General features: G+C 72.3%; 4 protein-coding genes. 1 reads left to right on the top strand and 3 read right to left on the bottom strand.

Going from position 1 to position 5645, the window contains the following annotated elements; all coding sequences use genetic code 11:
• Window positions 1–273: 273 nt before the first annotated feature.
• The 3 genes from AC4NMM_RS15180 to AC4NMM_RS15170 all read right to left on the bottom strand — a co-directional run bounded on the left by AC4NMM_RS15180 (window position 274) and on the right by AC4NMM_RS15170 (window position 3565).
• Window positions 274–459, bottom strand: a complete 186-nt coding sequence (locus AC4NMM_RS15180; RefSeq protein ID WP_096394263.1) for a hypothetical protein — start codon at window positions 457–459, stop codon at window positions 274–276.
• A gap of 3 nt (window positions 460–462) precedes the next feature.
• Window positions 463–1854, bottom strand: coding sequence for a cytochrome P450 (locus tag AC4NMM_RS15175; RefSeq protein WP_096394262.1), 1392 nt, complete (start codon window positions 1852–1854; stop codon window positions 463–465).
• An 88-nt stretch (window positions 1855–1942) separates the two neighbouring features.
• The gene (locus tag AC4NMM_RS15170) at window positions 1943–3565 is read right to left on the bottom strand and encodes a methyl-accepting chemotaxis protein (RefSeq protein WP_096394261.1); all 1623 of its coding nucleotides are present in this window, start codon (window positions 3563–3565) and stop codon (window positions 1943–1945) included.
• A 143-nt stretch (window positions 3566–3708) separates the two neighbouring features.
• Between AC4NMM_RS15170 and AC4NMM_RS15165 the strand changes: the two genes are divergently transcribed.
• Window positions 3709–5493, top strand: a complete 1785-nt coding sequence (locus AC4NMM_RS15165) for an excinuclease ABC subunit C (RefSeq protein WP_491924648.1) — start codon at window positions 3709–3711, stop codon at window positions 5491–5493.
• Window positions 5494–5645: the final 152 nt, after the last annotated feature.

Raw genomic sequence — 5645 nt, 5'->3', positions numbered from 1 at the left:
TGAGTCCCACCCGACCGCGACCGCACCGCCGGAAGACGGTCCTGCTCGCTCGCTTCGCTCGCTGCGCGGGCTGCGACTTCCGTGCTCCCGCTCGCTCCCACCGGTCGCTCGCGGGACCGCAGCCTCACACCTCCCCAGCCTCGTCGGCCTCCCTCCGGTCGGCCGACTCCCTCGCGCGTGCTCCTCGCGCCCGCTGAGCGCTCGGAGGCACGCGCCGACCGCAGGAGCACTTATTTATAAATGAAGGACACCGCGGCTGACGGTCGAGACCGCCTACGCGTCGTCGACCGCGTTCGGCTCCTCGACCGCGTGGTGCGGCCCCACCGGCCCGTGGGTCGGGCAGACGCCGGCGATGGGGGTCCCGTTGAGACAACACGCGCGCTGTTCGCTCGCGACGAGGCCCCGCGAGAGGGGTTCGCCGCAGCGGGCGCAGTACGACGCCGTCTCGTCACCGGGCATCCCTCAGCGCTCGCGGATCCGCATCGGCACCGGGTGGTTCGGGTGCATCGTCAGCGAGCCGCGCAGGGCGAGGCTCGGCCCCTCGTAGTCGAGGTCGAACCGCGAGCAGACGGTCGCGAGGATGATCTTCGCCTCCAACAGCGAGAACGCCTTCCCGATGCAGTGGCGCGGGCCGCCGCCGAACGGGAAGAAGGCGAATCGGGGGCGTTGACTGCGGCGCTCTGGCGTCCAGCGGTCCGGGTCGAACGCCTCGGGGTCGTCGTACCAGCGCTCGGACCGGTGGATCACCCACTGGGAGACCATCAGCGCGGACCCCTCGGGGATCCGGTAGCCCCCCAGTTTCACGTCGAGCTTCGGCTCGCGGAACAGCGTGTAGACGGGCGGGTAGAGCCGCATCGACTCGTTGAGCACGTTCTCGGTGTACGCCATCTCGCGGACCGCGTCCGCGGTCAGGGGGCCGCTACTCACGGCCTCCCGGGCCTCGCTCGCGACCCGGTCGCGGGCATCCGGGTGGTTCGAGAGGAGGTAGAACGCGTAGGTGAGCGCGAGCGCGGTGGTGTCGTGGCCGGCCAAGAGCATCGTCACCAGCTCGTCGCGGAGGTTCTCGTCGGTCTGCTCGCCGCGGTCGCGGGCGCGGAGCAGGACGGAGAGGAGGTCCATCGGGAGGTCCGCGTCGGGGTCGCCGGGCGGCCCGCGGACCCCGGTCCCGTCGGGGCCGGCCGGGTCGACGCTCGGGTCGCGCTCCGTGCCGCGGCGGCGGGCGACGATGTCGTCGATGACGGATTCGAGCGTGTCGATCGCGGCGTCGAACTCGCGGTTCTCGCGGGTCGGCAGCCAGTCCGGGATCAGGTACCGGCGGGGGTCGGGCTCGAAGCGCGCGCCGAGGGGTTCGAGGTTCTCCTGGACCGTCTTCACCTCCTCGTCGCTGATGTCGGCGCCGAACATCGCCGTGACGATGATCTTGACCGTGAGCCGCGCCAGCTCCAGCTGGATGTCGACGACGTCGCCGTCGTCCCAGTCGGCGACGTGCGACTCGGCGTGGTCGGCCATCACGCCCGCGAGGGCGCCGATACGGCGGTTGTGGAAGGCGGGGTTCGCCAGCTTCCGCTGGCGCTGCCACGTCTCCCCTTCGCTCATCAGGAGGCCGTCGCCGAGCAGCGTGTCCATCGCGTCGTCGAACTGCGGCTTGCGGTAGCGTTCGGCGTCCGCGACGAGCACGCGCTCCACGTCGGCGGGGTTCGTGAGCAGGTACGTCTCGCGGGGGCCGAGGTTCAGCCGCACCACGTCGCCGTAGCTGTCGGCGCAGGCGCGCAGGAAGCCGAACGGGTCGTCCGCGAACTGGCGACCGTTGCCGAACAGGGGGTCGCCCAGCGGTCCGGGCGGCGTAACGGACATACGATTTCTGGGGGTTGAGCGGGGTTAAACGTTCGGCGGGACGAGAGCTGGGGGAGAAAACCGAAGGGGCGCTAGCGGAGTCGGAGCGTTACCGCGCGTCGAGCTGCTCGACGCGAGCGATCAGCTCGTCGACGGCCGCCTCCTGGTCGTCGGTGGCGTCGACGATGCGCTCGGTCGCGTCCTCCGTGCGGTCGGAGCGCTCGCGAACCGCCTCCAGCGACGAGGTCAGCTCCTCGACGGTCGCGGCCTGGTCGTCGGTGGTCCGCGCGACCTCCGCGACGCCCGCGGCCGCCTCGTCGACCGCGTCCGCGATCTCCTCGAGCGAGTCGAGTACCGTCTCGATCTCGGTGCCCGCGTCCTCGATGCGCTCGTGGGAGCGCTCGACCGCGGTGGTGGTCTCCGCGGACTGCGCCTGCAGCTTGTCGAGGCTCTCCGTGATCTCCTCGGTGTAGCCGCGGGTCTCGTCGGCGAGCTTCTTCACCTCCTCGGCGACGACCGCGAAGCCGTCGCCGCCCTCGCCGGCGCGGGCGGCCTCGATGTTGGCGTTGAGCGCGAGCAGGTTCGTCTGCTCGGCCACGTCGGAGATCACCTCGATGACCTCCTCGATGTCGTCCATGCGCTCGGAGAGCGCGCCGACGCTCTCGACGAGCTCGTCGCCGATCTCGACGACGTCCTCGGTCGCCTCGCGGGCGTCCTCGCTGGCGTCGAGCCCCTCGTCGGCGGCGTCGGCCGCCGCGACCGCGGCGGAGTCGACCTGGTCGGCCGTCGCCGCGACCTCCTCCATCCCCGCGGAAAAGGACTGCATCTCGGAGACGCTCTCTTCGAGGAGCTCGTTCTGCTCGTCGACGTTCTCGGCGATGTCGGCGGCCGCGGCGCTCGCCTCCTCGACCGTCTCGTCGAGGTCGCGCGCCTTCTCGTGGACGCCCGAGGAGAGCTGGTCTAAGTTCTCGGCCATCTGGTTGACGACGTCGACGACGCGGACCAGGTCGGCGCCGAGGTGATCGAACGAGTCGCGGCGGCTCGCGCGGGCGTCGAGGTTCCCCTCGCCGATCGCCTCCGCGGTCTCCCGGACCTCGGCGACCAGCTCGCCCGTGGCGTCGCGCTCGTTGACGTTCTCGGTCCGGTCGATGACGACCTCGGTCACACCCACGAGCTCGGCGGTTTCGTCGTCGTACATCGGCGTCGCGGTGAACTCGATGTGCTTCTCGTCGCCGTGGCGGTCGACCATCGTGCTCGTGTCGCGGTAGCGGGTCCGGGCGCTTCCGCATCGCTCGAGGTCGTACACCTCGTCGGCGTTTTCGGGCGCTTCGAGCACCTTGTCCGCGAGCGTGTCCGCGCGCCGGCCGTCGGGGTAGAACAGCTCCGAGGCGTAGCCGTGGCCGAGGGCGTCTCCGCGGTCGACGCCCGTGAGCGCCGCGAGCGACTCGTTCCACTCGGCGACGTTCCCCTCCTCGTCGAGGATGAACGTCGGGACCCCCGTGGCGTTGAACACCTCGGCGAAGCCGGCGCCGGCCAGGGCTCCGGCCCGGTCCGCGCCGTCCGTCTCCGCGACGCTGTACGCTCCGCCGTCCGGGTCGCCGGACTCGTCGACCGCGGCCGTGTCGGCGTCGGCCCCCGGCGCGTCCTCGACGACGACGCCCCCGTCGGGGACCGATCGGGAGTCGCCGCCTCGCCCGAAGACGTTCCGCAGGCGCTCGCGAAGTCCAGTCATGTCTACGTCACTGTCTCCCAACCGCCATGATAAACCGCACGTTCCGGTGTTCATTTTTGATAACCGGCGGGTAACGAACGAGAGGGTCGCCCGCGGGCCCGCAGCGTTCAATGGCGTCGGGCGGCTACGGCGATCCGAGACCGATGGACGCCGACGCGGTGCGCGAGCGGGCCCGCGACCTCCCGACGGAGCCGGGGGTCTACCAGTTCCGCGCGGGCGAGACGACGCTGTACGTCGGGAAGGCGCTCGACCTGCGCGACCGGGTGCGGTCGTACGCGGACCCGCGTTCGGGCCGCATCCGCGGGATGGTCGAGCGCGCCGACCGGATCGAGTTCGCGGTCACCGACACGGAGACGCAGGCGCTCCTCTTGGAGGCGAACCTCATCAAGCGGCTCCGGCCGCGGTACAACGTCCGGCTGAAGGACGACAAGTCGTACCCCTTGGTCGCCTTCTCCGACCACGAGGTCCCCCGGATCGAGGTGACGCGCGACCCCGAGGCGGGCGCGGCCGCGTACGGCCCGTTCACCGACGTGGGGCGCGTCGAGACCGTGGTGAAGGCGGTGCGGGAGGTGTACGGCCTCCGCGGCTGTTCGGACCACAAGTACGAGGGGCGCGACCGGCCCTGCCTCGACTACGAGATGGGCATCTGCTCGGCGCCGTGTACCGGCGAGATTTCGCCGGAAGAGTACGCCGAGGACGTGGCCGCCGCGCGGCGCTTCTTCGAGGGCGAGACCGGCGTCCTCGCGGACCCCCTCCGCCGCCGGATGGAGGCCGCCGCCGAGGCGAACGAGTTCGAGCGCGCCGCGAACCTCCGCGACCGGCTCGAAGCCGTCGAGGCGTTCCACGGCGAGGGCGGCGAGGCGGTCAGCGACCGGAGCGACGACCGCACCGTCGACGTGCTGGCGGCCGCGGTGGAGGGCGACACCGCCCGCGTGGCCCGACTCCACAGCGAGCGCGGGCAGCTCGTCGACCGGAGCCGGCACCGGTTGGACGCGGCGGCCGTGGAGGAAGGGTCGACCGGCGACGGAGATGCGGGCGACACGGGAGACCCCGACGCCAACACCCCCGCGGCCGTCCTCGCCGCGTTCCTCGCGCAGTACTACGCCGAGCGGGAGTTCCCGGACGCGGTCCTCCTCGCCGAGCGCCCCGCCGACCCGGACGTGGTCGACTGGCTGGAGGGCGAGGGGGTCGCGGTCCGGGTCCCCGGCGCCGGCCGGGAGGCGAAGCTCGTCGAACTCGCGCTGAAGAACGCCCGGAAGCGCGGCGGCCGCGACGACCCCGTCGGCGCGCTCGGCGACCGGCTCGGAATCTCACGCCCCGACCGGATCGAGGGGTTCGACGTGAGCCACGCGCAGGGGACCGCCGTCGTCGGCTCCGACGTGTGCTTCGTCGACGGGAGCGCCGAGACGGCCGACTACCGCCGGAAGAAGCTCACCGACCGCAACGACGACTACGCGAACATGCGCGAACTGATCCGCTGGCGCGCCGAGCGCGCGGTCGAGGGCCGCGACGACCGCCCCGACCCCGACCTCCTCCTGATCGACGGGGGCGAGGGGCAGCTGGGCGCCGCCCGCGACGCGCTCGCGGAGACGGGGTGGGACGTGCCCGTCGTCGCCCTCGCCAAGGCAGAGGAGCTGGTCGTCACCCCGACGGGTACCCGGCGGTGGGACGACGACGCCCCGGAGCTCCACCTGCTCCAGCGCGTGCGCGACGAGGCGCACCGCTTCGCCGTCTCCTACCACCAGACCGTCCGCGACGAGGTGAAGACCGTCCTCGACGACGTGCCCGGCGTCGGCCCCGAGACGCGCCGCCGCCTCCTCCGCCGCTTCGGTTCGGTCGAAAACGTCCGCGACGCCTCCCGCGCGGACCTCACCGACGTCGACGGCGTCGGCGACGCAACGGCCGACACGATCCGGGAGCGTTTATAAACAGAACTGTGGACGGCAACGGTATCTTATAAATGGACGCGGCGGTGGCGGTCGGCGCGTGCCCGTGAGCGGTCCCCCCCCGGGCCCGGGACGGCCCCCGCGGGGGGGGTGTGCCCCCCCCGGGGGGGGCGGCGGGCGGGGGGCGGGGCGGG

The sequence above is a fragment of the Halorubrum sp. SD41 genome, assembly GCF_058630335.1.
Note: the sequence above shows the minus strand (reverse complement) of the source record. Positions and strands in the feature narration are given on the sequence as shown.

Excerpts from the sequence above, each read along its gene's own strand:
- AC4NMM_RS15175 (WP_096394262.1), bottom strand. The coding sequence starts at position 1,854 with ATGTCCGTTACGCCGCCCGGACCGCTGGGCGACCCCCTGTTCGGCAAC.
- AC4NMM_RS15180 (WP_096394263.1), bottom strand. The coding sequence starts at position 459 with ATGCCCGGTGACGAGACGGCGTCGTACTGCGCCCGCTGCGGCGAACCC.
- AC4NMM_RS15165 (WP_491924648.1), top strand. The coding sequence starts at position 3,709 with ATGGACGCCGACGCGGTGCGCGAGCGGGCCCGCGACCTCCCGACGGAG.
- AC4NMM_RS15170 (WP_096394261.1), bottom strand. The coding sequence starts at position 3,565 with ATGACTGGACTTCGCGAGCGCCTGCGGAACGTCTTCGGGCGAGGCGGC.